We start from the raw sequence: 26026 nt of genomic DNA on the forward strand, positions 1-26026 counted from the left end.
CTTAAGCGGCCCTTTCTTATTGAATTGCAACGGCTAAACCATCAGTCATGCCGCGGCGGCGCCAGCACCTCGCGGTTGCCGTTATGCCCCTGCTCACTGACGATGCCCTGCGCCTCCATCTGTTCGATGATGCGCGCCGCGCGGTTGTAGCCGATACGGAACTGGCGCTGTACGCCGGAGATGGAGGCGCGGCGTTTATCCACCACGAAATCCACCGCCTGGTCAAACAGCGGATCCAGCTCTTCGTCACCGTCCATGCCGCCGCCGGCACCGCCCTCGCCGTCTTCACCGCCGCTGAGAATGCCCTCTTTATATTGGGGCCGCTCGCGCGCTTTCCAATCCTTGACCACCGCATGCACTTCCTGATCGCGCACGAATGCGCCATGTACGCGCACCGGGATCGAGGAGTTCGGCGCCAGATAAAGCATATCACCCATGCCCAGCAAGGACTCGGCGCCCCCCTGATCGAGGATGGTGCGAGAGTCGATCTTGCTCGACACGGTAAAGGCGATACGCGTCGGGATGTTGGCCTTGATCAGGCCGGTGATCACATCCACCGACGGACGCTGGGTCGCCAGCACCAGGTGGATACCCGCCGCACGCGCTTTCTGCGCCAGGCGAGCGATCAACTCTTCGACCTTCTTGCCCACCGTCATGATCAGATCGGCGAATTCGTCGACCATCACCACGATGTACGGCTCTTTCTCCAGCACCGGCGGCGTGATGTCCATGCTGTCGGTCGGCTTCCAGAATGGATCCGGGATCGGACGCCCCATCGCTTCGGCCTGATCGACGCGCTCGTTGTAGCCGGCCAGGTTACGCACGCCCAGAGCTGACATCAGCTTGTAGCGGCGTTCCATTTCACCCACGCACCAGCGCAGCGCGTTGGCGGCGTCTTTCATGTCGGTGACCACGTCGGTCAACAGGTGTGGAATGCCTTCGTAAACCGACAGCTCCAGCATTTTCGGGTCGATCATGATAAAGCGCACTTCTTTCGGCGTGGCCTTATACAAGATGCTCAGGATCATGGCGTTGACCCCGACCGACTTACCGGAACCGGTGGTACCGGCGACCAGCAAGTGCGGCATTTTGCCCAGATCGGCCACTACCGGTTCGCCGGAGATGTCTTTACCCAATACGATGGACAGCGGCGACGGATTGTCACGGAAAGCCGGGCAATCCAGCACTTCGCGCAGATACACCGTTTGCCGTTTGGCGTTCGGCAGCTCCAGACCGACATAAGGCTTGCCGGGGATGACTTCCACCACGCGCACCGCCGAAGTCGACAGCGAGCGCGCCAGATCGCGCGACAGGTTGGAAATGCGCGCCGCTTTAACGCCCGGTGCCAGATCCAGCTCGAAGCGGGTGATGACCGGCCCCGGCAGGATGTCCACCACGTCGGCTTTCACGCGGTAATCAGCCAGGCTGGCCTCCACCAGGCGCGCCTTCTGTTCCAGCGCGAAGGAATCGACCGGCTCCACCTCTTTCGGCGCTTCGGTCAACAGATCCAACGTCGGCAGCGGCGTGGTCGGCTTCTGCAGCGGCTGATCGTTGCGCATCAGGAACGGGTGAATCAGGCTGTCCATCGCCGGATGTTGCTCGGCCTGAGCTTGCTGAGGCTGCTGCTGCGCCGGTTGCTGCGGCTGCTGATATTGCGGCTGCGACGGCTGTTGATACTGCTGTTGCTGCGGCTGCTGGTATTGCTGCGGCGGCTGTTGGTATTGTTGAGGCGGCTGATGCGATTGCTGAGGTTGAGCCGCAGGCGCCACAGGCTCAAACTGACCGAACGGCACATCGTCCTCTTGCTCGCTTTGCTGTTCAATGCGCTCTTCAAGCTGCGGGGACAGCGTGAACATTGGCTCGCTCGGGCCATCGTCCACCAGATCCGCCATCGGCGAGAAGCTGAAAGCATTGCGGGTATCGATCGGGCTGGTGGCCGGTGCCTGCGGAGCAGGTGCTTGCTGGCCGTAGCGCGCCTGCTGCTGCTCCTCTTCGTCGTCCTGTTGATAGCCTTCGCCGTAGCGTTGGTGCTGCTGCTCGGCAAACGCCTTGCTCAGCTCGGCTTCCTGCAATGCGCTCTCGTCATCTTGTTGCTCAGACGCGTAGCTTTCGCCATAGCGCTGGCTTTGCTGCTCGGCAAACGCCTGACGCAGCGCGGCTTCCTGTAGCGCCTCTTCTTCCTGCGGGTTCACCACCGCCTCTGTCTGGCGCTGCTCCTGTTCGGCCGCACGCTGCGAAGGCAGCTTGATGCCGTAGGAAGCCAGTTCGCGACGGGTCGGGATGCGCACCGGATTCGGCCGCGGCAGTTCAGGGCCGATGCCCTGCTTAACCTGCGGATTGCCGTCGCTGGTCGCCGTGAAGGCCGGCATAAAGGTCGCCGCCGCGGCACCTGCAGCAGCAGCGGCTGCCGCCGTATCCGGCTGCGGTTTGGCGCCGGTGGCGCTGAAACCGCTCGAATTGCCGATGTCGACGCTGTCACGCTGTGCGGCGGTAAAATCAAAGGGAGAACGCGCCGGCGGCTGCGGTGCGGCCGGCTCTTGCCAGTTGCCGAGGCGCGGCTCATCGTCATCCTGATAAGGATCGACAGGACGCGTCGCCTTAGGCGCGGGCGTTTCTTCCGGGATCTCGAAGGAATACAGCGGCGGCGTAGCGTCTTGCGCCGGGGCGCTCACCGGGTGCTGATTGACAGAGGCCGGCGCGGCCGGCGCCACCGTCACCGACGGCGCCTGTGTGGCGATCGGCGCTGCAACGGGCTCGTGGATCTCTGCCTTCACCGCCGGTGCAGGCGAAGCCGCCGGCGCGATGGATGCGGCTTCTGCTTCAAGCTCGCCATCGTCGGCGCGCAGGCCGCTGAGCAACGGATCGGCGGCGTCTTCCGCCGCCGCTTTGGCGCTTTCGGTGACCGAAGGCGCGGAGAATAGCACGTCGTCATCGGCGGCCGCGGCTCCGGCGGCGGTCGCGGCAACCGCTGCGGCGGCGCCCTTCCCTGCCTGCTCAGGCTCGTCGTCGACGTAACGCTCGTCATCCTCAAAATAACGCTCTTCGCGACGTGAGCGATTGGTCATCACCGTCGCGACGCCCAGCACCGCCCCGCCGATCTTCTCGGCGATCACCAGCCAGGACCAGCCGGTAAACAGCGTCAACCCCGCCGCCCATACGCACAGCAGCGCCAGCGTAGCGCCGATGCCGTTGAACCACGGCAACATGGCGTTGCTCAGCAGGCTGCCGATCACGCCGCCGGAAGCGAAGTAATAGAGATCGTCGACGTTCAGCGCCGCCAGCCCGCAGGAGGTGAGCACTAACGCCAGGGTGCCGATCAGGCGCAGGGAAAGCGCGAAATAGTCGATGTAGTCTCTGTTGCTGCGTTGGCGATAAGCCGCCCAGCACAGGACCAGCATGATCGGCGGTATCGCGTAGGCGAGCACCCCGAAGGTGAAGAACAGCGTATCGGCCAACCAGGCCCCGACACCGCCGCCCAGATTGTGAATCGGCTCATGCCACGCGGTCTGCGACCAGCTTGGGTCAGACGGATTGAAACTGACCAACGCAGCCATGAGGTAAACGGCAAAAATCGCTACCACGATAAGCACAGCTTCCAGCAAACGCCGGCCACTGCTGAGTCTTTTCAGGGTAACTTCTTTATCTTCTGTATATTCCTGGCTCAAGAAAGGCTCTCCAGGTTCCTGTTAGCTGACATAGCAACAGCGCCGAGAAACTGCCCCGGCGCCGAAACTGTATGAATAAACAGGAGTGTAACCAATTTAATCAGGTTTTGCACCTGCACCTTACCGTGTTTTGATAACCAGACGGTTACTCTGTTTCACTTCTTCCATCACTACGTAGGTACGGGTGTCGTTAACCCCCGGCAAACGCAGCAAGGTTTCGCCCAGCAATTTGCGGTAAGCCGACATGTCCGGTACGCGGGTTTTCAACAGGTAGTCGAAATCGCCGGAAACCAGATGACACTCCTGAATCTCTTCAAGCTTCTGCACTGCCGAGTTGAATTGCTCAAACACATCCGGCGCGCCGCGGTTCAGCGTGATCTCCACGAAAACCAGCAGGGACGCATCCAGATAATGCGGGTTAAGCAATGCGGTATAGCCATGAATGAAACCCTGGCGCTCGAGACGGCGCACGCGTTCCAAACATGGTGTTGGGGATAACCCCACGCGCTTCGAAAGCTCGACGTTCGAAATACGCCCATCCTTCTGCAGCTCATTCAGGATGTTGCGGTCGATACGGTCAAGATCTTTACCCGGGCGTTTCTTGTTGTCTGCCATTATTATTGTCTCTCTTATTTTCTTCCGTGCACTTGCCACACCCTAGCCAACGTCAATGTGTAAGGGTTCGTTCCAAGCGAAGACCCGATGCCTGTCATATGCTTCTTCACTACCATCATTCCACGCCGCGCAGCCTGTCTGTCCAACTCCGCGCGATGCAGGTAACGACGTTTAGGTCGAGAAAAAATCAGCAAACGCTTGCGCGCTCTGCTCCGCACACCCATCGCGCATTGCCGCCTCGCGGTGCTAATACGTACGATTTGCTGGTGTTACGGGGATAATTTCTTCTTCCTATGATGTTTTCGCAAATGCGCAGCGGATTGTCAAAGTAAAAGAAGCAAAATCAGAACAACGTACCGTCACGAAAAGTCTGCATCCCATTTTTGGTTATGAATCGCTGGCAGATAAACCCCGGCGGGGAGCGGCTGAAGTCGCAGAATGCGCCGTTTTTGCGCGGTTGGCGATTCAGCGGCCGAATGCGGCTTTGATAAGGTAAATTTCTGCGTTCGGCGTACGATTTGCCGACAGCGGGTGCATTAATAGGCGACAACTATCATACAAATCGTTAACAACGTCGCCCGGCGCTTTTTTTACTGCGCCATTTTCCCTACAATCGGCTTCATTGTCCGCCATTGTGGAATAAAGAGGTTATTCATGGGCACGGCTAAACATAGCAAATTACTGATTCTGGGCTCCGGCCCGGCCGGTTACACCGCCGCCGTCTACGCGGCGCGCGCCAACCTGAATCCGGTGCTGATCACCGGTCTGGAGCAAGGCGGCCAGCTGACCACCACCACCGAAGTGGAAAACTGGCCGGGCGACGCCGAAGGCCTGACCGGCCCGGCGCTGATGGAGCGCATGCGCGAGCACGCGGAGAAGTTCCAGACTGAAATCGTCTTCGATCATATCAACAGCGTCGATCTGCAGCAGCGTCCGTTCCGCCTGTTCGGCGACAGCGGCGAATACAGCTGCGACGCGCTGATCATCGCGACCGGCGCCTCCGCCCGCTACCTTGGCCTGCCTTCCGAAGACGCCTTCAAGGGCAAAGGCGTTTCCGCCTGCGCGACCTGCGACGGTTTCTTCTACCGCAACCAGAAAGTCGCGGTGGTTGGCGGCGGCAACACCGCCGTTGAAGAGGCGCTGTACCTGTCCAACATCGCCGCCGAGGTTCACCTGATCCACCGTCGCGACAGCTTCCGCTCGGAGAAGATCCTGATCGACCGGCTGATGGAAAAAGTGAAAAGCGGCAACATTGTGCTGCACACCGACCATACGCTGGACGAAGTGCTGGGCGATGAAATGGGCGTGACCGGCGTGCGCATCCGCAGCACCAAAGCGGAAAACGAAACCCGTGAACTGGAACTGGCCGGCGTGTTCATCGCTATCGGCCACAGCCCGAACACCGGCATCTTCGGCGGCCAGCTGGAGCTGGAAAACGGCTACATCAAGGTACAGTCCGGCATTCACGGCAATGCGACCCAAACCACTATCCCCGGCGTCTTCGCCGCAGGCGACGTGATGGATCACGTCTACCGCCAGGCGATCACTTCCGCCGGCACCGGCTGTATGGCGGCGCTGGACGCAGAACGTTACCTGGACGGCATCGCCGGCGCGGAAGTCTGCTAAGACGTTTTCATCATCGGCAAAAAGCGGCTCTCGAGCCGCTTTTTTTGTTTCTGGGTTTAGCAATCTCTCCTTCCCATCTGTTATAGCCATATTTGCCCGCTTTATTCTTTTCAGTCTGCCGGGTGACGAGGTAACATGAGGCCTCGCTTGTTTGTCGCCGATTGCGCCAAACACTATTATTTAACAGTACGTTAACCCAGCCCGTAACAAACGGGCGCCGGCGACGCAGACGCATATCTGATGAAAAAAACCAGACAGCAACAGTTAACCCGTTGGCTTAAAACCCAGAGTTCGTTAGCGCAGCGTTGGCTGCGCCTTTCCATGCTGTTGGGGCTGTTCAGCGGCCTGCTGATCGTGGCGCAGGCGTGGCTGCTGGCCAGCCTGCTGCACGCCCTGATCATCGAGCACATCCCGCGCGAACAGCTGATCCCTTCGTTTATCTGGCTGATCGTCGCGTTCGCATTGCGGGCGCTGTTGAGCTGGCTGCGGGAGCGGGTCGGTTTCCAGTGTGGCCAGGTGATCCGTCAGCGCATGCGCCAGCAGGTGCTGGATAAGTTGCAGCAGCTCGGCCCGGCCTGGATCCAGGGCAAACCGGCGGGCAGTTGGGCCAGCATCATCGTCGAGCAGATCGAGGATATGCAGGACTATTACTCGCGCTATCTGCCGCAGATGTATCTGGCGGTCTTCATCCCGCTGCTGATCCTGATCGCCGTTTTCCCGATCAATTGGGCCGCCGGTTTGATTCTGTTGGCGACCGCGCCGCTGATCCCGCTGTTCATGGCGCTGGTCGGTATGGGGGCCGCCGACGCCAACCGCCGCAACTTCGTGGCACTGGCGCGATTGAGCGGCAACTTCCTCGACCGCCTGCGCGGTCTGGACACCCTGCGGTTGTTCGACCGCGCGCAGGCCGAAACCGCGCAAATCGCCAAATCCTCCGAAGACTTCCGCAGCCGCACCATGGAAGTGCTGCGCATGGCCTTCCTTTCTTCCGGCGTACTGGAGTTCTTCGCCTCGATTTCCATCGCCGTGGTGGCGGTGTACTTCGGCTTTTCCTACCTCGGCGAACTCAATTTCGGCAGCTACGGCCTCGGCGTAACGCTGTTTTCCGGTTTTCTGGTGCTGATTCTGGCGCCGGAGTTTTTCCAACCGCTGCGCGATCTCGGCACCTTCTACCATGCCAAAGCACAGGCGGTCGGCGCGGCGGAGGCGCTGGAAACCTTCCTCCGCGCCGAAGGCGAGCAGATGGGCAACGGCACGCGGCAGCTGCCCGCCGATCAGCCGCTGACGTTGCAGGCGAACGCGTTGGAAATCCTGTCGCCGAACGGCGTGCTGCTGGCCGGGCCGCTGAGTTTCACCCTGCAACCGCAGCAGCGCGTGGCGCTGGTCGGGCTGAGCGGCGCCGGTAAAAGTTCGCTGCTCAATCTGCTGCTCGGCTTTCTGCCCTACCGCGGCTCGTTGACCGTCAACGGCGTCGAGCTGCGTGAACTGTCCGCAGAAAACTGGAGGCAACAGTTGAGCTGGGTCGGGCAGAACCCGCATCTGCCGGCGCAAACCTTGCGCGCCAATATCCTGTTGGGCTGCCCGCAGGCCGACGAAGCGCAGCTGCAGCAGGCGGTGGAGCTCGCCTACGTCAGCGAACTGTTACCGTATCTGCCGCAGGGGCTCGACACCGAAGTGGGCGACAACGCCGCCCGCCTGTCGGTCGGCCAGGCGCAGCGCGTGGCGGTCGCCCGGGCGCTGATCGGCCCGCGCCGCTTGCTGCTGCTGGATGAACCGGCCGCCAGCCTCGATGCCCATAGCGAACAACGGGTGATGCAGGCGTTGAATGCCGCTTCGCATCAGCAAACCACCCTGCTGGTGACGCACCAGTTGGAAGATACCGAAGACTACGATCAGATTTGGGTGATGGATAACGGGCGCATCGTGCAGCAGGGCGATTACGCTACCCTCAGCGCCCAGCCGGGCCTGTTCGCCACGCTGATCGCCCATCGCCGCGGGGAGCTTTAATCATGCGCGTTTTGCTGCCGTTTTTGGCGTTGTATCGCCGCCATAGCCTGCTGATTAGCCTGGGCATCCTTTTGGCGATCGTCACCCTGCTGGCCAGCATCGGCCTGCTGGCGCTCTCCGGCTGGTTCCTGGCCGCCTCTTCGCTGGCCGGATTGGCGGGCCTGCTGACCTTCAACTATATGCTGCCGGCCGCCGGCGTGCGCGGCGCGGCGATCTTCCGCACCGCCGGGCGCTACGCCGAGCGCGTGGTCAGCCACGACGCCACCTTCCGCGTGCTGTCGCACCTGCGGGTGTTCACCTTCAGCAAGATCCTGCCGCTGACGCCGGGCGGCATCGCCCGTTTCCGCCAGGCCGACCTGCTCAATCGCCTGGTGGCGGACGTGGACACGCTGGATCACCTTTATCTGCGGGTGATCTCGCCGCTGGTAGGCGCGGCGGCGGTGATCCTGGTGGTCACCTACGGCCTGAGCTGGCTGGATCCTGCGCTTGCCCTGACGCTTGGCGGCATTCTGTTGCTGCTGTTGCTGCTGGTGCCGCCGGTGTTCTATCGCGCCGGCAAACCGATCGGCGGGCAACTCACCGCCCTTCGCGGCCAATACCGCACCGACCTGACCGCCTGGCTGCAGGGGCAGGCGGAGCTGGTGGTGTTCGGCGCCGTCAACGACTTCCGCCAGACGCTGAACGCCACCGAACAGCTGTGGCAACGCCGCCAGTGGCAGCAAGCCTCGCTGAGCGGCAAGGCGCAGGCGCTGATGATCCTCGCCAGCGGGCTGACGGTGACACTGCTACTGTGGCTGACCGCCGCCGGCATCGGCGGCGATACCCAACCCGGCGCGCTGATCGCGCTGTTTGTCTTCGCCGCGCTGGCGTCGTTCGAAGCGCTGATGCCGGTGGCCGGCGCCTTCCAGCACCTCGGCCAGGTGATCGCCTCCGCCACGCGGGTCAAACAGATCATCGATCGCCAACCGGAAGTCTCCTTCCCGGCCGTCGGCCCGGCCGCCGCCGACCGGGCTCAGCTTAGCCTGCGGCAGTTGAGCTTCACCTACCCCGATCAGCCGCAGCCGGTGCTGCGCGACGTCACGCTCGAGGTGGCAGCCGGCGAACACATCGCCTTGCTCGGCCGCACCGGCTGCGGCAAGTCCACCCTGCTGCAGCTGCTGACCCGTGCCTGGCGCACCGACGGCGGAAAAATTCTGCTCAACGGCGAACCGCTGGAAGATTATGATGAAACCACGCTGCGTCGAATGACCACGGTCGTCAGCCAGCGAGTACATATCTTTAGCGATACGCTGCGGGAAAACCTGCGGCTGGCCGCACCGGCTGCCGGCGACGCTCGCCTGAGCGAGGTGTTGCAGCAGGTGGGGCTCGGCAAATTGCTGGACAGCGACGGCGGGCTGAACGCCTGGCTGGGGGAAGGCGGCCGGCAGCTGTCCGGCGGCGAACAGCGCCGGCTGGGCATCGCCCGCGCGCTGCTGCACCCTGCCCCGCTGCTGTTGCTTGACGAACCCACCGAAGGGCTGGACGCCGAGACCGAGCAGCAGATCCTGGCGCTGCTGCGCCGGCATTGTCAGGGCAAGACGCTGATCCTGGTGACGCACCGCCTGTACGGCCTGGAGCATCTCGATCGCATTTGCGTAATGGATGACGGCCAAATTGTCGAACAGGGCGATCACGCCGCCCTAATGCGCCAGCAGGGCCGCTATGCCCGCTTTCGCAACCGTATCAGCAACCTGGCGCCGTAATCGGCCCGTAGAGGACGCAGAAACCCTGTATGCGCATCGTTAAGCTTTCCCCTCAGTCGCTGGCGTTTCCCTCGCCTGAGGGCGCCCTGCGCGATCCCAACGGCCTGCTGGCGATCGGCGGCGACCTCACGGCGCCACGGCTGCTGGCAGCCTACGAGCGCGGCATCTTCCCCTGGTACTCGCCGGGGGAAGCGATTCTGTGGTGGTCACCCGATCCGCGTGCGGTGCTGTTCCCGGCCGAGTTTCATCTCAACCGCAGCCTGAAACGCTTTCTGCGCCACGACCCGTTTCGCATCACGCTTAATCACGACTTCGCCTCAGTGATCGCCGCCTGCGCCCACCGGCCGGATGAAGGCACCTGGATCGGCCCGGAGGTACAGCGCGCCTATCAACATCTTCATCGCCTCGGCTACGCGCACTCGGTGGAGGTATGGCAGGATGATCAACTGGTCGGCGGCATGTACGGCGTGGCGCAGGGCGCGTTGTTCTGCGGCGAATCGATGTTCAGCCGCGTCACCAACGCCTCAAAATGCGCATTGATGGCCTTTTGCCGCCATTTTGCCGCTTATGGCGGGGAATTGATTGACTGCCAGGTGCTGAACGCTCACACTGCCCGCCTTGGCGCGCGTGAAATTCCTCGCCGTCAATTTTTGCAGCAGCTCAGCACCCTTCAACGGCGGCCTTTGGCACCGGCGTGCTGGGCGCCGCAAGTCATATCCCCACAGCCGGTTGAACCGCCCTGCCCAGCAAACTAATTGGTGGAAACGGTGCAATGTTCACCGACACATCTTTACATAATGGGGGTTTTTCGGCATTATCTTGCCGGTTAAAAACTAAGGTAGTTAGACCTAGAGGATTCGATGGCCAAAGAAGACAATATTGAAATGCAGGGCACCGTTCTTGATACGCTGCCGAACACCATGTTCCGCGTTGAATTGGAAAACGGGCACGTGGTAACCGCACACATCTCCGGTAAAATGCGTAAAAACTATATCCGCATCCTGACGGGCGACAAAGTCACTGTAGAGCTGACCCCGTACGACCTGAGCAAAGGCCGCATTGTCTTCCGTAGCCGTTAATCGGCTCACCGCGCGCCACACGCTGGCGGCATCGAGGATGTAATATCCCTCGGGAGCCCTTTCCGTTTACCCCCGCAGCGACGTTACACAACGGGTTGCAGGTGCGCAGGTAAACTGAGAGGGCTCACTCGTTTCTGCTGTACGGTGAATCTCACCCATAAAAAAAGCGATGCCGAAGCATCGCTTTTTCTTTGCCTGAAGGCGGCCTTAGTGCACCGCGCCCTCGTCCGCTTTGCGCTTGGCGGCGCTGAGGAAGTGGTAGGTCAGCTGTTTCTTGTCCTTGTCCAGCTCGACCTTCACGGAACCGCCGTCCACCAGCGAGCCGAACAGCAACTCGTTGGCCAACGGTTTCTTGAGGTTCTCCTGCATGACGCGCGCCATCGGACGAGCGCCCATCGCACGGTCGTAGCCCTTCACCGACAGCCAATCACGCGCTTCGTCGCTCACCTCCAGCGAGACGCCCTTCGCATCCAGCTGCGCCTGCAGTTCGACGATAAACTTGTCGACCACCTGCTGGATCACCTCGGTAGACAGATGGTTGAACCAGATGATGTTATCCAGACGGTTGCGGAACTCCGGCGTAAACACCTTCTTGATCTCTTCCATCGCGTCGGTGCTGTTGTCCTGCTGCACCAGGCCGATCGACTTGCGTTCGGTTTCCCGCACCCCGGCGTTGGTGGTCATCACCAGGATCACATTGCGGAAATCCGCCTTGCGGCCGTTGTTGTCGGTCAGCGTGCCGTTGTCCATCACCTGCAGCAGCAGGTTGAACACGTCCGGGTGCGCCTTCTCGATCTCATCGAGCAGCACCACTGCATGCGGATGCTTGATCACCGCATCGGTCAGCAGCCCGCCCTGATCGTAACCGACGTAGCCCGGAGGCGCACCGATCAGACGGCTGACGGTATGCCGCTCCATGTACTCGGACATGTCGAAACGCAGCAGCTCGATATCCATCGCCTTGGCCAACTGTACGGTGACCTCGGTTTTCCCGACCCCGGTCGGCCCGGCAAACAGGAAGGAACCGACCGGCTTGCGCTCGTGGCCCAGACCGGCACGGCTCATCTTGATCGCTTCGGTCAGCGCTTCGATCGCCTGATCCTGGCCGAATACCAGCATCTTCAAGCGATCGCCCAGATTTCTCAGCACGTCGCGATCGCTGGCCGACACGGTTTTCTCCGGGATGCGCGCAATGCGCGCCACCACGGATTCGATATCGGCCACGTTGACGGTTTTCTTGCGCTTGCTGGCCGGCATCAACCGGCTGCGGGCGCCCGCCTCGTCGATCACGTCGATCGCCTTGTCCGGCAGATGACGATCGTTGATGTATTTCACCGACAGCTCCACCGCGGCGCGGATCGCCTTGGCGGTATAACGCACGTCGTGGTGCGCTTCATACTTGGCCTTCAGGCCGTTGATGATCTGAACGGTCTCTTCCGCCGTCGGTTCGGTGATATCGATCTTCTGGAAGCGGCGCGCCAAAGCGCGATCCTTTTCGAAGATGTTGCTGAACTCCTGGTAGGTGGTCGAGCCGATCACCCGGATCTTGCCGCTCGACAGCAGCGGTTTGATCAGGTTGGCGGCATCCACCTGCCCACCGGAAGCCGCACCGGCGCCGATGATGGTGTGAATTTCATCGATGAACAGGATGCTGTTCTGATCCTGTTCCAGCTGCTTGAGCAGCGCCTTGAAGCGCTTCTCGAAGTCGCCGCGGTATTTGGTGCCGGCCAGCAGTGAACCGATATCCAGCGAATACAGCGTGCAGTCCGCCATCACTTCCGGTACGTCGCCCTGCACGATACGCCAGGCCAGGCCTTCGGCGATCGCGGTCTTGCCCACGCCGGATTCGCCGACCAGCAGCGGGTTGTTTTTACGACGGCGGCACAGCACCTGAATCGCGCGCTCCAGCTCACGATCGCGGCCGATCAACGGATCGATGCCGCCCACACGGGCCAACTGATTGAGGTTGGTGGTGAAGTTTTCCATACGGTCTTCCCCTCCGGACTGCTCTTCGTTCACCGGGTTTTCCGCATTCGGCGCTTGGCCCGGCTCGTCTTTACGCGTGCCATGTGAAATGAAGTTCACCACGTCGAGACGGCTGACGTCGTGCTTGCGCAGCAGATAGGCCGCCTGCGACTCCTGCTCGCTGAAGATGGCCACCAACACGTTGGCGCCGGAGACTTCGCTGCGGCCGGAAGATTGCACATGGAAGACCGCGCGCTGCAACACGCGCTGGAAGCTGAGCGTCGGCTGAGTGTCGCGCTCTTCTTCGCCGGCGGGCAGCGTCGGTGTGGTTTGTTCGATGAAGGCTTCCAGCTCCTGGCGCAACGCGGCCAGATCCACCGTACATGCCTCGAGCGCTTCTCGCGCGGCAGGGTTGCTCAGCAACGCCAGCAACAGGTGCTCCACGGTCATAAACTCGTGTCTGTGCTCACGCGCCCTGGCGAAAGCCATGTTGAGACTGAGTTCCAGTTCTTGATTGAGCATAAGCACCTCCCCAATAGATTGCCTTATTCAGGCTTTTTCCAGCGTACAAAGCAACGGATGCTCGTTCTCCCTTGCGTACCGGTTCACATGGACGACTTTGGTTTCCGCCACCTCGGCGGTGAAAACACCACAGATCGCCTTGCCTTGATAGTGGACCGTGAGCATCAGTTGCGTTGCGCGTTCAATATCATAAGAAAAGAACTTTTGCAGAACGTCAATCACAAATTCCATCGGTGTGTAATCGTCGTTGTTAAGTATAACTTTATACATAGACGGCGGTTTTACCGCATCGATTTGTTTTTCTTCGGCCAAGTGTTCAAAATTTAGCCAGTCGTTGTTATTGCCCATCGCTGCTCATCTTCTCTGCTCTGCCCTCTGATATGGGGACAGGTTTCGGTTATTCAAAGTGGGGATAGTTACTATTTTATCATCTTCGCCATCGTCCCGCCGCACTGTAACGTGCGCAAAAAAACGGGCCAATTGTGACTGAATCGTGGCAATAGCGTTACCTGCTTCAAACTTTGGTGAACTGCTCCCCGCCGACAAAAGCCGATCCCTTGACGCCCCGATCATTTGCTCTAGAGTGTAAATTCGTGGCTGGTGGTCTTTTAACCACCCCTTGTCCACCCTGCTACCCGCCCACGGCGGGTGCGAATTCAGTTATTCATCTCACTTAAAATAGCGTTGCGAGGGATGTAAAAGCATGGAGACGGGTACTGTTAAATGGTTTAACAACGCCAAAGGCTTTGGCTTCATCTGCCCAGCCGGCGGTGGCGAAGATATTTTCGCGCATTATTCCACCATCAAGATGGATGGTTACAGAACGTTGAAGGCAGGTCAGCAGGTCAGCTTCGACGTGCATCAAGGGCCAAAAGGGAACCATGCCAGTCTGATTGTGCCGGTGGAAAGCGAGGCGCTGTCCTGAACGCCTCCAGCAGCGTCGCGCTGCATTGACCCTGACTGCGATAAAAATGCCAGCCGCCGTGTGACTGGCATTTTTTATGCCTTTTACTTACTCGCGCGCCAGCGCATCGATCGGATTCAGCCGCGCGGCATTGCGCGCCGGCAGATAGCCGAACACCACGCCGATGCCGGTGGAACAGAGGAACGCGCTCAGCAACGCCGCCGGCGGGAAGCTGATCTGCCAGCCCGGCAATACCAACTGCACCGCCAGGCCGATGGCGAACGACAGCGTAATCCCCAGCGCGCCCCCCACCAGGCAGACCAACACCGCCTCGATCAAGAACTGCTGCAACACGTCGCCGGAACGGGCGCCCACCGCCATGCGGATGCCGATCTCGCGCGTGCGCTCGGTCACCGACACCAGCATGATGTTCATCACGCCGATGCCGCCCACCACCAGCGAAATCACCGCCACCAGCGTCAGGAACAGCTGCAGCGTGCGGGTGGTTTTCTCCGCGGTTTGCACCAGGCTGTCCATGTTATAGGTGAAAAAGTCCTTCTTGCCGTGGCGCAGCGTCAACAGTCGCGACAGTTGCTGCTCCGCTTCCTTGCTGTCGTAACCGTCGCGGATGCGCACGGTGATCGAATCGAAATAGCTGTTGCCCATCAGCCGGTTGGCCATGGTGCTGTACGGCACCCACACGTTCAGCGTCTTGCTGCTGCCGAACATCGACTGCTTCTCCTTGGCCACGCCGACCACCGTCGCCGGCATGTTGCCCACCAGGATCACTTCCCCCACCACGTTCTTCTGGTGCGGGAACAGCCGCCGTTGGGTATTGGCGTCAATCACCACCGTCTGCGCCTGCGACTGTACCTGCATCGGATCGATGCCGACGCCCTGGGTAAAGCTCATGCCGTACACGCGGAAGAACTGCTCGCTGACGCCGTTGACGTTGGCCGCCGCATCAACGTTGCCCAAACGCAGCCGCATGCTGCTGCTGATGCTCGGCGACAGCGCACTGATGTAAGGCTGTTCGCGCAGCGCATCGAGATCGCCGTATTTCAACGATTGCCGGTAGGTCGGATCGTCGTCGCCGAAATCCTTGCCGGGATAGATATCGACAGTATTGGTGCCGATGGATTTGATGTCCGCCAACACCATCTGCTTGGCGGCGTCGCCGATCACCAGGATCGACACCACCGAGGCGATGCCGATAATGATGCCGAGCATGGTCAGCGCGGTGCGCATCTTGTTGGCCGCCATCGCGCGCCAGGCCATGATCAGCGCCTCGCGGAAACGGCCGCCCATCTGCCGCCAGGAAGGCGCCGCGGCGGCCAGCGCCAGCGGCTTGGCCTGCGCATTCTCCTGCGGTGCCGGCCGCGAGTCGGCGATAATCTCGCCGTCGCGGATCTCGATGATCCGTTCAGCCTGACGCGCCACCGCCGGATCGTGAGTCACCAGGATCACCGTGTGCCCCTGGGCGCACAACTGTTTAAGGATCGCCATCACCTCTTCGCCGGAATGGCTGTCGAGCGCGCCGGTCGGCTCATCCGCCAGGATCACCTGCCCGCCGTTCATCAACGCGCGGGCGATACTGACGCGCTGCTGCTGGCCGCCGGAAAGCTGGCTCGGCCGATAGTTGACTCGCTCCCCCAGCCCCAGACGGCGCAACAGTGCTTCCGCCCGTTCGCGCCGCGCCGCTTTGCCCAGCCCGGCATACACCGCCGGCACCTCGACGTTGTGCGCCGCGCTCAGATGCGGCAGCAGATGATAACGCTGAAAGATAAAGCCGAAATGCTCGCGCCGCAGCTGCGCCAGCGCATCGTCGCTCAGCGTCGCCACGTCCTGGCCGGCCACCCGATAGACGCCGGCGCTCGGCTTGTCCAGGCAGCCGAGAATGTTCATCAGCGTCGATTTGCCGGAGCCGGAAGCCCCCATGATCGCCACCATTTCACCGGCGTCGATGCTCAGACTGATCCCCTTCAGCACCTCCACCGTCTGCTCGCCGGAACGGTAGCTGCGGCGAATGCCGTTCAGCTGCAACAGCGCCGCCATCAGCCAGCCTCCACGCCGCCGCGGCTGACGATCACCTCATCGCCCGCCTCGAGCCCGCTGAGGATCTGCACATCGATATTGTTGCGCAGGCCGATGGCCACCTCACGCTTCTCTTCCTTGCCCTGTTTCAGCACCGAAACGTGGTAGCGATTGTCGGCGATCTGATCGCCCAGCGCCGCCAGCGGGATCACCAGCGCCTGCTGGACGCCGGCCAACTGAATGTGCACCTGCGCCGTCATTTGCAAGCGCAGCAGCCTTTCCGGGTTGGGCACTTCGAAACGCGCGTAATAGAAGATGGCGTTGTTGACCTTTTCCGGCGTCGGCTGAATGTCTTTCAGCACGCCGTCGAAGCGCCGGGTCGGATCGCCCAGCACCGTGAACCAGGCCTTCTGACCCGGCTTGAGGTTAATGACGTCGGCCTCCGAGACCTGCGCCTTCACCAGCATGGTGCCGAGATCCGCCAGCGTCAGAATGTTCGGCGCCTGTTGCGCCGCGATCACCGTCTGGCCCTGCAGCGTGGTAATCTGCACCACGTCGCCATCCATCGGCGCTTCGATGCGGGTATAGGCCAGATTGATCTTGGCGGTATCCAGGCTGGCCTGGTTGCGGGCGATCTGCGCATTGATGGTGCCCACCTGCGCCTTCTTCACCGCCAGCTGCGTCGCCGCCTGATCCAAATCCTGACGCGACACCGCCTGCAGCCTGGCCAGCGCCTGGTTGCGCTGCAGCGTGACCGCCGCCAGCTGCTGTTCCGCCTGCGCCTGCAGCAGCTGCGCATGCAGTTCGCGCAGCGTCGCCTCGCCTTCGCGGATGCTGTTCTGCGCCTGTTGCGGATCGATAACCCCCAGCAACTGGCCTTTTTTCACCTTGTCGCCGATCTCGACATACAGTTTTTCCAACTGCCCGCTGACCTGCGCGCCGACGTCAACCTTGCGCACGGCGTCCAGCTGGCCGGTCGCCAACACGTTCTGCTGCAGATCGCGCTGGATGACCTTTACCGTTTTGAAATCGGTCGGCGCCGGATGGCGGAAGTGCCAAACGGCCGCCGCGGCAAGCGCCGCAATCACCGCCAGTGCGAGTATCCAGCGGCGTTTATATCCTTTAAACCCTGTCAAAATTGACCTGCCTGTGCTTGTGAATATCAACCGCCCATTGCGGCGGCGGAGCTAAATTAGCACGCACCGTAGGGAATAACTAAACCTTAGCTCAACACAATGTGGAGACACGCTTGGTTACAGTTCGGCATTGAACTCCCGTTTAGTGAAGCCTTGATGAAATAGCGCCATTCAACACAGCCAAGGATTTCATCATGTCACAGCTCAGCTACCCACTCGCCTCCGCCCGGCCGCTTAACGGCTGGCAACTGATGACGGCGCTGATCAATGGCGAAAAGGCACCGAGCAACGCCTGGAAAAAAACCTCGTTTCGCCTGAAGTTTCTCGGCCGTTCGCTGCTCAACTGGCGCACCACCAGCGGCCTGCTCAGCACCCTGGCCAGCAACCCGCTGCTGGAGGAGATCCTGAGCGCGCAGCCGAACCTGCCGTGCAAACTGCATCGTCCCTACCTGGCGGCCAACATGAGCAAGATCGAATGCTTGTTCGCCCTGCGCGATCATTACGATCTCATCGTACAGCGCATGCCGCTGAAGATGCGTCTCGGCCACCTAGGCCCACAGCCTTTCGTGCTGGCCCGCGCGATGGGCAAAAACGAAGCGCCGATCTCGCTGGAACTGGCGGCGATCGACAAACTGAATAAGGAAGGGGAAGCCACGCTGCTGCTGCGCAACGCCAACGGCGTGATGCTGGCGGAAATCACCTTTGCGCTGATGCATTATCAGCAGCAGCCGACGTTGTTCATCGGCGGCCTGCAGGGCGCGAACCATGAGGTGCCGCACGCCGAGATCCAGCACACCACCAAGGAGTGTCACGGTCTGTTCCCTAAACGTCTGGTGCTGGAAGGCGTTTGCACGCTGGCTCGGCATCTCGGCATCCGCCGGATCGTAGCCGTCGGCAACGCCACCCATATCTATCAAAACTGGCGTTACCAGAGTAAGAAGAAGGACCAACTGCACGCCGATTACGATCAGTTCTGGCTGTCGATGGGCGCCAAACCGCTCGACAGCGGCTATTTCCTGCTGCCCGAGCGCATCGCCCGCAAGCCGATCGAAGAAATTGCCAGCAAGAAGCGCGCCGAGTATCGCCGCCGCTATCAGTTGCTGGACGAACTGGAACAGGGATTGGCGGCGCATTTCTGCGCCCGATAACGCCCGGCGGGCCGTCAGTCCGCCCGGCCGCGCGCCAGCCAGATTACCCGTGAGAACATTTTCTTCAGCAGCGGCGGCACCGAGTCCGTACCCCATTCGCCGGCCTGCATCGCGACCTCAATCGCCAGATCCGGCTTCGACGAGTGGTGAACCGCTTTCAGGATCACCTTGCGCACCGGCATCTGCGCGTTGAGCGGCACCGACGCCATTCGGTGATAGACCGGGGCGAACCCTTCGCGGAACATGAAGTGTTCCATGTCCGGCGCCGGCAGCGCGGTCAGCCGATCGCGTTCGTTGTCTTCATGATTGTCCAGCAGGCTGCGCACGGTGTTAGCGTACTTTTTGCCCGCCTCATCGCCGTCCACCAGCGCATGCCACTCGATACCCATGCGGCGGGCGAAGCGCAGCAGCGGCTTCAGGCCGCACTGGGCGAATTCGATGACCCTCACTCCTTCCGCCTCGAAATGGTAGCCGCACTGGCGCGCCAGCTCGTTCAGCAGCCACACTTCGGTCTCGCCTTCCACCAGCAGCCAGCAGCGGGCGAACAGCGACGACGGCCGGTTGAAACGGATGTGAAACGCGATGCGCCGCCCGTCTTCGGCGCTCAGCCCGCGCGGCCCGAGACGGTAGGTCGCAACCCGCCCCGACTCGCGCACCAGCCGGCAGACGTGCTCCACCGGCACCAGCGACACCAGTTCGCTGGAGTTGGTGGTGGTGATGCGCTGCAGCGGCAGCTGATTGAGCAGCCCCCAGGCCACCGACAGCATGATCGGATGCAGGCGAGTTTCCGGATCCTCCACCAGCAGCAGCGGCCGGGCATGGGGATCCAGCTTGACGTCGCCCTTGGCCTGCAGCAGGGTGGAAAACATGCCCAGCAGGATCAGGCGCATGCTGCGGCTGTTCGGCTCGGCCACCATGCGGTTGATGCCGTCCAGCGCGCGCCAGGCGTCCTGCTCCGGTTCACCGCCGCGGCGGCGCGGCCGCGTCACCTGTGAACTCTGCTCGGCGAAATAGTGCTCCAGCAGCTGCTGCATCGCCGCCAGCCCCTGACGCAGCTCACCGTTGGTCAACTTCTGCGGATTACGCACCAGCTCGCGCGTCAGCTGATCCAACTGCTGCGCCAGCGCCTGGGTATCGGGTTTGCGTTCATCGCCGAGGCTGCTGGGGCGCAGGCGACGAATAAAGCGCGCGTCGCGCAGGCGCAATACCGGATGGATGCGGATAATGGCGTGGGCCAATTGTTCGATATGGTGCAGTTGAAAGGCGTTGCCGTCGGCGTCGAGAAAACCACGCCAGGTGCACACCGTGCCGTCGTCGGCCAGCTCGCCCTCGCAGCGGTAATGAATGCGGCTCAAGCCATCTTCGCCCTTGACCCACAGCGGCGTCAGGTGGCGATAGCGCGGCAGGTGCGCATGGCCGATGTCTTTTTCGCAGAAGGTGAACACCACCTGCAGGTGGCGCTCTTTGGCCGACTCCTCACCGGGAGGGAAATGGAAGTCGTGCGCTTCAAACCGATACAGCTTCTGCTCCGGCGCCAGCAGCAGCGTCAGCGCATCCAACAGGCTGGATTTACCCCAGGCGTTTTCGCCGAGCAACAGCGTGTTGTCGTCCAGCATCAGCGACAGCCGGTTAATGCCGCGAAAACCTACAATTTCGATACGCTCCAAGAACATCCGCCGCCTCCCGTGCGCGCCGTCGCCTCTTCAATGAGGTGACCTTCACAGAGCATGGTCAAAAAACCCCTTGCAGGTCAAGCGGCCAACGTCAAATCTGCCGCTTTACTCCGGCCGGGCTTTTGGTTAGCGTGTGCTCCTCGCCGGCGTTCGGCGCGCTTCAAAACTCAAGGACACAAGCTGCACCATGTACTCAGGACTGTTGATTATTCTGTTACCGCTGATTGTCGGTTACCTCATTCCCTTACGCCATCGCCCGCTGCTGGTGCTGATCAACCGGCTGCTCAGCTGGATGGTGTACGTGATCCTGTTTTTCATGGGTATCAGCCTGGCATTCATGGAAGATCTCAGCAGCAACCTGGTGCTGATCTTCCAGTACAGCGCAGTGTTTTTCTTCTGCATTCTCTGCGCCAACCTGCTGTTGCTGGCGCTGCTGGAGCGGCGCATGCCGTGGCGCAGCAGCCATAAACAGGAAAAGCTGCCTTCGCGCGTGCACATGGCGCTGGAGTCGCTCAAGCTGTGCGGTGTGGTGCTCGGCGGCTTCCTGCTCGGCCTGACGCAGTGGCAATGGCTGCAGTTCGCCCATAAAGGCAGCGAATATGCGCTGATCTTCCTGCTGTTGCTGGTCGGCATTCAGCTGCGCAACAGCGGCATGACGCTGCGCCAGATCGTGCTCAACCGCCGCGGCACGCTGGTGGCATTGGTGGTGACCGTCGCGTCGCTGGCCGGCGGCGCGCTGGCGGCGCAGCTGCTGGGGTTGCCGGTCAAGGCCGGGCTGGCGATGGCCTCCGGCTTCGGCTGGTACTCGCTGTCCGGCATTCTGATCACCGACGCCTACGGCCCGGTGATGGGCAGCGCCGCGTTCTTCAACGATCTGGCGCGCGAGCTGGTGGCGATCATGCTGATCCCGACGCTGGTGCGCCGCAGCCGCTCCACCGCCCTCGGCCTGTGCGGCGCCACCTCGATGGACTTCACCCTGCCGGTGCTGCAGCGCAGCGGCGGGCTGGACATGGTGCCGCCCGCCATCGTGCACGGCTTCCTGCTGAGCCTGCTGGCGCCGGTGCTGATCGCCCTGTTCTCCTGATCCTTTCCCCCTGGGGGCCGCCTGGCCCCCAAAGCGTAATCATTCCCATCCGCACGGCAAAATTGCGCTAAATCAAACTTGCCCGCAGTAGTCGCACAAAAGCCTTTTGCAACCCCGATCGCCGATCTATGCTTTTAAACAAGCATTACAAATGCAACTTTAAAATAAAAGGAAGCGACTATGTTCTGTGTGCAATGTGAACAAACCATCCGTACCCCGGCAGGCAACGGCTGCGCGTATGCTCAGGGCATGTGCGGCAAAACGGCGGAAACCTCCGATCTGCAGGATCTGCTGGTGGCGGCGCTGCAGGGCCTCTCCGCCTGGGCGCTGCAGGCGCGTTCGCTGGGCATCGTCGACCACGAAATCGACAGCTTCGCCCCGCGCGCCTTCTTCTCCACCCTGACCAACGTCAACTTCGATTCCCAGCGCATCATCGGCTACGCGCGGGAAACCCTGCTGCTGCGCGACTCGCTGGCCGCCCGTTGCCGGCTGCTGGACGCCGGCGTGCGCGTCGATCACCCGATGGCGGCGCTGCAGCTGGCCGGCGACGCTATGCCTGCGCTGCTGCAGCAGGCGGCGCAGTTTGCCCTCGACAGCGACAAGGCCGAGGTCGGCGACGACGTACACGGTTTGCGCCTGCTGTGTCTGTATGGCCTGAAAGGCGCGGCGGCCTATATGGAACACGCGCACGTGCTCGGCCAGTTCGACGAACAGCTCTATGCCGACTACCACGCTTTCATGGCCTGGCTCGGCACCCGGCCGCGCGACGTCGATACCCTGCTGAACAACGCCATGGGCATCGGCAAGATGAACTTCAACGTGATGGCGATCCTCGATCGCGGTGAAACCCAGGCCTACGGCGATCCGCAGCCCAGCGCGGTCAACGTGCGCCCGGTGGCCGGGAAAGCCATTCTGATTTCCGGCCACGATCTCAAAGATCTGCGTATGCTGCTCGAGCAAACCGAAGGGCAAAACGTCAATGTCTACACCCACGGTGAAATGCTGCCGGCGCACGGCTATCCGGAACTGAAAAAATTCAAGCACCTGGTGGGCAACTACGGCAGCGGCTGGCAAAACCAGCAGACGGAATTCGCAAAATTCCCCGGCCCGATCGTGATGACCTCCAACTGCATCATCGATCCTAACGTCGGCAACTACGGCGATCGTATCTGGACCCGCAGCATCGTCGGCTGGCCGGGCGTCAACCATCTGGAAGGCGACGACTTCGGCGCCGTGATCCGCCAGGCACAGGGAATGAACGGCTTCCCTTACACCGAGATCGAACACCTGATCACCGTTGGCTTCGGCCGCCAGACGTTGCTGAACGCCGCCGACACGGTCATCGACCTGGTGTCGCAGAAAAAACTGCGCCACGTCTTCCTGGTCGGCGGCTGCGACGGCAGCCGCGACGAGCGCAGCTACTTCACCGACTTCGCCCGCAGCGTGCCGCAAGACTGCCTGATCATGACGCTGGCCTGCGGCAAGTACCGTTTCAACAAGCTGGACTTCGGCACGCTGGAGGGGCTGCCGCGCCTGCTGGACGTCGGCCAGTGCAACGACGCCTACTCCGCCATCATGCTGGCGGTCAAGCTGGCGGATACGCTCGGCTGCAGCGTTAACGAGCTGCCGCTCAGTCTGGTGCTGTCGTGGTTTGAACAGAAGGCGATCGTCATTCTGCTGACGCTGCTGTCGCTGGGGGTGAAAAACATCGTCACCGGCCCGACCGCGCCGGGCTTCCTGACCGACAACCTGATGGCGATCCTCAACGAGAAATTCGGCCTGCGCCCGATCACTACCGTCGAGCAGGATATCGCAGCGCTGCTCGCCTGATGCCGTTACGTTATGGGGCCGCCTGCGCCGGCCCCTTTGCTTTTTGAGGTGCCCCGATGACTCAACCCACTCCGCTTTGCCCGAACCGCATGCAGGTGCATTCCATCCAGCGTGAAACCGCCGACGTCTGGACGCTGAACCTGATCTGCGACGTTTTCTACCCTTACCAGGCCGGCCAGTTCGCGCTGGTCAGCATTCGCAACAGCGAGGAGACGCTGCGCGCCTATACGCTCTCCTCTTCGCCCGGCCAGAGCCGCTTTCTCAGCATCAGCGTGCGCTGCCTGCCGGACGGCGTCGGATCGCGCTGGCTGACGCAAGAGGTCAAGCCCGGCAACACGCTGTGGCTGTCTGACGCGCAGGGCGAATTCAGCTGCGAGCGCCACCCGGCCGATCGTTATCTGATGCTGGCCGCCGGCTGCGGCGTGACGCCGATCGTCTCGATGTGCCGCTGGCTGACCGCCAACCGTCCGGCCTGCGATATCGTCGCGATCTTTAACGTGCGCACCCCCGCAGACACGATTTTCGCCGATCAATGGCGCGCGCTGTGTGCCGCCCATCCGCAGCTGCGCCTGACGCTGATGGCCGAGCGGGATCTGCAGCCCGGCTACCTCAGCGGCCGCATCGATGAACAGACGCTGCGGCAGGCGGCGCCGGATATCGCCGAACGCACGGTGATGACCTGCGGCCCTGCGCCCTACATGGATCAGGTGGAGCAGCTGTGCCGCCGGCTCGGCGTGCCGGCCGAGCGTTTCCATAAAGAGCAGTTCCACACGCCGGCGGCGCAGGCCGACGCCACCGAAGGGCTGACGCTGCGCGCCGCGCGCCCGCTGCGCGAATTCCGCGTGCCGGTCGGCAGCACGCTGCTGGCGGCGATGGAGGCCCATGCCCTGCCGGTCAACGCCGCCTGCCGCGCCGGGGTGTGCGGCTCGTGCAAAACCCGCATCCTTGAGGGTGACTACACCACCACCAGCACCATGACGCTGAGCGAGGAAGAAGTAGCGCAAGGCTACGTGCTGGCCTGCAGTTGCCAGCTGCAGGGCGACGTCACATTGGCGTGATCCCCTGGCCCCATCGCCGCGATGGGGCATTTATCGGCAAGCTCCCCGCGGCCAGCCCGGTTACACTTTTCCCCGTCCTACGCTCTTTACCCTTCCTGACCGCATCTCGTCCACAGCCGGTAAGCTATGCTTGCAGTTGTTCTGCTGCCACTCACCGGATCGAGTCCACATCGTTTTTCAAACCTTGTTTGGGGGAACCATGAAGCAAACCGTAGCCACACTGATCGCCAAAACGCTGGATCAAGCCGGCGTAAAACGCATTTGGGGCGTGACCGGCGATTCGCTCAACGGCCTTAGCGACAGCCTGCACCGCATGGGCACCATCGAATGGCTGGGCACCCGCCATGAAGAGGTGGCCGCCTTCGCCGCCGGCGCCGAAGCCCAGCTTACCGGCCAGTTGGCGGTGTGCGCCGGTTCCTGCGGCCCCGGCAACCTGCACCTGATCAACGGCCTGTTCGACTGCCACCGCAACCATGTGCCGGTGCTGGCGATCGCCGCACACATCCCTTCCAGCGAAATCGGCAGCGGCTACTTCCAGGAAACCCATCCGCAGGAGCTGTTCCGCGAATGCAGCCACTATTGCGAGCTGGTCTCCAACCCGGAACAGCTGCCGCGCGTGCTGGAGATCGCCATGCGCAAGGCGATCCTCAATCGCGGCGTCTCGGTGGTGGTCTTGCCGGGCGACGTGGCGCTGCGCATGGCGCCGGAAGACGCGACCCTGACCTGGCATACCCCGGCGCCGCCGCTGGTGCAGCCGCCGATGAGCGAGTTGAACAAGCTGGCGGAAACGCTGAACAAGGCGAAGAACATCACCCTGATGTGCGGCAGCGGCTGCGCCGGCGCGCATGATGAAGTGGTCAAGCTGGCCGAGCTGCTGCAGGCGCCGGTGGTGCACGCGCTGCGCGGCAAAGAGCATATCGAATGGGATAACCCCTACAGCGTCGGCATGACCGGGCTAATCGGCTTCTCCTCCGGCTACCACGCGATGATGAACGCCGACACGCTGGTGCTGCTCGGCACCCAGTTCCCCTATCGCGCGTTCTACCCCACCAACGCCAACATCATTCAGATCGACATCAACCCCGGCAGCATCGGCGCGCACTGCCCGGTCAACATGGCGCTGGTGGGCGATATCCACACCACCCTCACCGCCCTGCTGCCGCAGCTGGAGCCGAAGCGCGACCGGGCGTTCCTCGACAAGGCGCTGGAGCATTACCGCAACGCGCGCAAGGATCTCGACGGGCTGGCGACCGCCGGCGACGACCAACCGATCCACCCGCAGTATCTGGCGCAGCAGCTCAGCCACTATGCCAGCGACGACGCCATCTTCACCTGCGACGTCGGCACGCCGACAGTGTGGGCCGCCCGCTACGTGAAAATGAACGGCAAGCGTCGCCTGCTCGGTTCGTTCAACCACGGTTCGATGGCCAACGCCATGCCGCAGGCGATCGGCGCTCAGGCCACCGCGCCGGATAAACAGGTGATCGCCATGTGCGGCGACGGCGGCTTCACAATGCTGATGGGCGATTTCCTGTCGCTGGCGCAGCTCAAGCTGCCGGTGAAAATCGTGGTGTTCAACAACAGCGTGCTGGGATTCGTGGCGATGGAGATGAAGGCCGGCGGCTACCTGACCGACGGCACCGACCTGCATAATCCGGACTTCGCGGCGATCGCCAACGCCGCCGGCATCAAGGGCATCCGCGTGGAAAAAGCCTCCGATCTGGACGGCGCGCTGCAGGAGATGTTGGCGCATCCCGGCCCGGCGCTGCTGGACGTGGTCACCGCCAAGCAAGAGCTGGCGATGCCGCCGCAGATCAAGTTCGAACAGGCGAAAGGCTTCAGCCTGTACATGCTGCGCGCCATCATCAACGGCCGCGGCGACGAAGTGGTTGAACTGGCGAAAACCAACTGGCTGCGCTAAGCAAGCTGCCCCGATAA

Annotated in this window: 18 protein-coding genes; 11 read left to right on the forward strand and 7 right to left on the reverse strand. The window is 61.9% G+C overall.

Annotation, left to right across the window (positions count from 1 at the left end):
- Nucleotides 1-41: 41 nt before the first annotated feature.
- Nucleotides 42-3665 carry a DNA translocase FtsK 4TM domain-containing protein gene (locus tag ACMGF9_RS15255; RefSeq protein ID WP_075684379.1) on the reverse strand — a complete coding sequence of 1208 codons (3624 nt, stop codon included), beginning with the start codon at nucleotides 3663-3665 and terminating at the stop codon, nucleotides 42-44.
- 120 nt (nucleotides 3666-3785) lie between these two features.
- Nucleotides 3786-4280: a leucine-responsive transcriptional regulator Lrp gene (lrp, locus tag ACMGF9_RS15260; RefSeq protein WP_004928318.1), complete on the reverse strand. Its 495-nt coding sequence runs from the start codon at nucleotides 4278-4280 to the stop codon at nucleotides 3786-3788.
- 654 nt (nucleotides 4281-4934) lie between these two features.
- Between lrp and trxB the strand changes: the two genes are divergently transcribed.
- From trxB to infA, 5 genes are all read left to right on the forward strand, one after another.
- The gene (gene trxB / locus ACMGF9_RS15265; protein ID WP_004928321.1) at nucleotides 4935-5906 is read left to right on the forward strand and encodes a thioredoxin-disulfide reductase; all 972 of its coding nucleotides are present in this window, start codon (nucleotides 4935-4937) and stop codon (nucleotides 5904-5906) included.
- A 240-nt stretch (nucleotides 5907-6146) separates the two neighbouring features.
- Nucleotides 6147-7913 (forward strand): heme ABC transporter permease/ATP-binding protein CydD, encoded by a 1767-nt coding sequence (cydD, locus tag ACMGF9_RS15270; protein ID WP_414160304.1) that lies wholly within the window; start codon nucleotides 6147-6149, stop codon nucleotides 7911-7913.
- 2 nt (nucleotides 7914-7915) lie between these two features.
- Complete coding sequence (cydC, locus tag ACMGF9_RS15275) at nucleotides 7916-9655, forward strand: heme ABC transporter ATP-binding protein/permease CydC (RefSeq protein ID WP_021504341.1); 1740 nt, start codon at nucleotides 7916-7918, stop codon at nucleotides 9653-9655.
- 29 nt (nucleotides 9656-9684) lie between these two features.
- Entirely contained in the window at nucleotides 9685-10410 is a 726-nt protein-coding gene (gene aat / locus ACMGF9_RS15280) for a leucyl/phenylalanyl-tRNA--protein transferase (RefSeq protein ID WP_015377315.1), read from the forward strand.
- Between the two features lie 105 nt (nucleotides 10411-10515).
- Entirely contained in the window at nucleotides 10516-10734 is a 219-nt protein-coding gene (infA, locus tag ACMGF9_RS15285) for a translation initiation factor IF-1 (RefSeq protein WP_002211347.1), read from the forward strand.
- Nucleotides 10735-10941: 207 nt separating this feature from the next.
- Here infA and clpA read toward each other — a convergent pair whose 3' ends face one another.
- Nucleotides 10942-13221 (reverse strand): ATP-dependent Clp protease ATP-binding subunit ClpA, encoded by a 2280-nt coding sequence (clpA, locus tag ACMGF9_RS15290; protein WP_004928343.1) that lies wholly within the window; start codon nucleotides 13219-13221, stop codon nucleotides 10942-10944.
- 27 nt (nucleotides 13222-13248) lie between these two features.
- Nucleotides 13249-13569: an ATP-dependent Clp protease adapter ClpS gene (gene clpS / locus ACMGF9_RS15295; protein WP_004928347.1), complete on the reverse strand. Its 321-nt coding sequence runs from the start codon at nucleotides 13567-13569 to the stop codon at nucleotides 13249-13251.
- A 355-nt stretch (nucleotides 13570-13924) separates the two neighbouring features.
- On the opposite strand from clpS, the gene cspD reads away from it, so the two are divergent.
- A complete protein-coding gene (gene cspD / locus ACMGF9_RS15300; protein ID WP_004928349.1) occupies nucleotides 13925-14146 on the forward strand; it encodes a cold shock-like protein CspD in 222 nt (73 codons plus the stop codon).
- Nucleotides 14147-14233: 87 nt separating this feature from the next.
- Here the strand turns inward: cspD and macB are convergent, their stop codons facing one another.
- Both macB and macA read right to left on the reverse strand, forming a co-directional pair.
- Complete coding sequence (macB, locus tag ACMGF9_RS15305; protein WP_048322702.1) at nucleotides 14234-16180, reverse strand: macrolide ABC transporter ATP-binding protein/permease MacB; 1947 nt, start codon at nucleotides 16178-16180, stop codon at nucleotides 14234-14236.
- A complete protein-coding gene (macA, locus tag ACMGF9_RS15310; protein WP_075684377.1) occupies nucleotides 16180-17295 on the reverse strand; it encodes a macrolide transporter subunit MacA in 1116 nt (371 codons plus the stop codon). The genes macB and macA overlap by 1 nt, the downstream gene beginning before the upstream one ends.
- Nucleotides 17296-17489: 194 nt before the next feature.
- On the opposite strand from macA, the gene ACMGF9_RS15315 reads away from it, so the two are divergent.
- Nucleotides 17490-18443 (forward strand): VirK/YbjX family protein, encoded by a 954-nt coding sequence (locus tag ACMGF9_RS15315; RefSeq protein ID WP_261438405.1) that lies wholly within the window; start codon nucleotides 17490-17492, stop codon nucleotides 18441-18443.
- 14 nt (nucleotides 18444-18457) lie between these two features.
- Here the strand turns inward: ACMGF9_RS15315 and ACMGF9_RS15320 are convergent, their stop codons facing one another.
- Entirely contained in the window at nucleotides 18458-20116 is a 1659-nt protein-coding gene (locus tag ACMGF9_RS15320) for an ATP-dependent endonuclease (protein ID WP_160125305.1), read from the reverse strand.
- A 187-nt stretch (nucleotides 20117-20303) separates the two neighbouring features.
- Here ACMGF9_RS15320 and ACMGF9_RS15325 point away from each other — a divergent pair, with 187 nt between their 5' ends.
- The 4 genes from ACMGF9_RS15325 to poxB all read left to right on the forward strand — a co-directional run bounded on the left by ACMGF9_RS15325 (nucleotide 20304) and on the right by poxB (nucleotide 26009).
- Nucleotides 20304-21200, forward strand: a complete 897-nt coding sequence (locus tag ACMGF9_RS15325) for a lysine exporter LysO family protein (RefSeq protein WP_004928363.1) — start codon at nucleotides 20304-20306, stop codon at nucleotides 21198-21200.
- A 180-nt stretch (nucleotides 21201-21380) separates the two neighbouring features.
- Complete coding sequence (gene hcp, locus ACMGF9_RS15330; RefSeq protein ID WP_015377309.1) at nucleotides 21381-23030, forward strand: hydroxylamine reductase; 1650 nt, start codon at nucleotides 21381-21383, stop codon at nucleotides 23028-23030.
- A 56-nt stretch (nucleotides 23031-23086) separates the two neighbouring features.
- A complete protein-coding gene (gene hcr / locus ACMGF9_RS15335; RefSeq protein ID WP_414160305.1) occupies nucleotides 23087-24088 on the forward strand; it encodes an NADH oxidoreductase in 1002 nt (333 codons plus the stop codon).
- Nucleotides 24089-24287: 199 nt separating this feature from the next.
- Nucleotides 24288-26009 (forward strand): ubiquinone-dependent pyruvate dehydrogenase, encoded by a 1722-nt coding sequence (poxB, locus tag ACMGF9_RS15340; RefSeq protein ID WP_414160306.1) that lies wholly within the window; start codon nucleotides 24288-24290, stop codon nucleotides 26007-26009.
- The last annotated feature ends 17 nt before the right edge of the window (nucleotides 26010-26026 follow it).

Source organism: Serratia sp. BNK-23 (assembly GCF_047456145.1).
GTDB lineage: Bacteria > Pseudomonadota > Gammaproteobacteria > Enterobacterales > Enterobacteriaceae > Serratia > Serratia nematodiphila.

Excerpts from the sequence above, each read along its gene's own strand:
- ACMGF9_RS15325 (WP_004928363.1), top strand. The coding sequence starts at position 20,304 with ATGTACTCAGGACTGTTGATTATTCTGTTACCGCTGATTGTCGGTTAC.
- cydD (WP_414160304.1), top strand. The coding sequence starts at position 6,147 with ATGAAAAAAACCAGACAGCAACAGTTAACCCGTTGGCTTAAAACCCAG.
- cydC (WP_021504341.1), top strand. The coding sequence starts at position 7,916 with ATGCGCGTTTTGCTGCCGTTTTTGGCGTTGTATCGCCGCCATAGCCTG.
- ACMGF9_RS15320 (WP_160125305.1), bottom strand. The coding sequence starts at position 20,116 with ATGTTCTTGGAGCGTATCGAAATTGTAGGTTTTCGCGGCATTAACCGG.
- trxB (WP_004928321.1), top strand. The coding sequence starts at position 4,935 with ATGGGCACGGCTAAACATAGCAAATTACTGATTCTGGGCTCCGGCCCG.
- macB (WP_048322702.1), bottom strand. The coding sequence starts at position 16,180 with ATGGCGGCGCTGTTGCAGCTGAACGGCATTCGCCGCAGCTACCGTTCC.
- aat (WP_015377315.1), top strand. The coding sequence starts at position 9,685 with ATGCGCATCGTTAAGCTTTCCCCTCAGTCGCTGGCGTTTCCCTCGCCT.
- lrp (WP_004928318.1), bottom strand. The coding sequence starts at position 4,280 with ATGGCAGACAACAAGAAACGCCCGGGTAAAGATCTTGACCGTATCGAC.
- hcp (WP_015377309.1), top strand. The coding sequence starts at position 21,381 with ATGTTCTGTGTGCAATGTGAACAAACCATCCGTACCCCGGCAGGCAAC.
- hcr (WP_414160305.1), top strand. The coding sequence starts at position 23,087 with ATGACTCAACCCACTCCGCTTTGCCCGAACCGCATGCAGGTGCATTCC.
- clpS (WP_004928347.1), bottom strand. The coding sequence starts at position 13,569 with ATGGGCAATAACAACGACTGGCTAAATTTTGAACACTTGGCCGAAGAA.
- clpA (WP_004928343.1), bottom strand. The coding sequence starts at position 13,221 with ATGCTCAATCAAGAACTGGAACTCAGTCTCAACATGGCTTTCGCCAGG.
- poxB (WP_414160306.1), top strand. The coding sequence starts at position 24,288 with ATGAAGCAAACCGTAGCCACACTGATCGCCAAAACGCTGGATCAAGCC.
- cspD (WP_004928349.1), top strand. The coding sequence starts at position 13,925 with ATGGAGACGGGTACTGTTAAATGGTTTAACAACGCCAAAGGCTTTGGC.
- infA (WP_002211347.1), top strand. The coding sequence starts at position 10,516 with ATGGCCAAAGAAGACAATATTGAAATGCAGGGCACCGTTCTTGATACG.
- ACMGF9_RS15315 (WP_261438405.1), top strand. The coding sequence starts at position 17,490 with ATGTCACAGCTCAGCTACCCACTCGCCTCCGCCCGGCCGCTTAACGGC.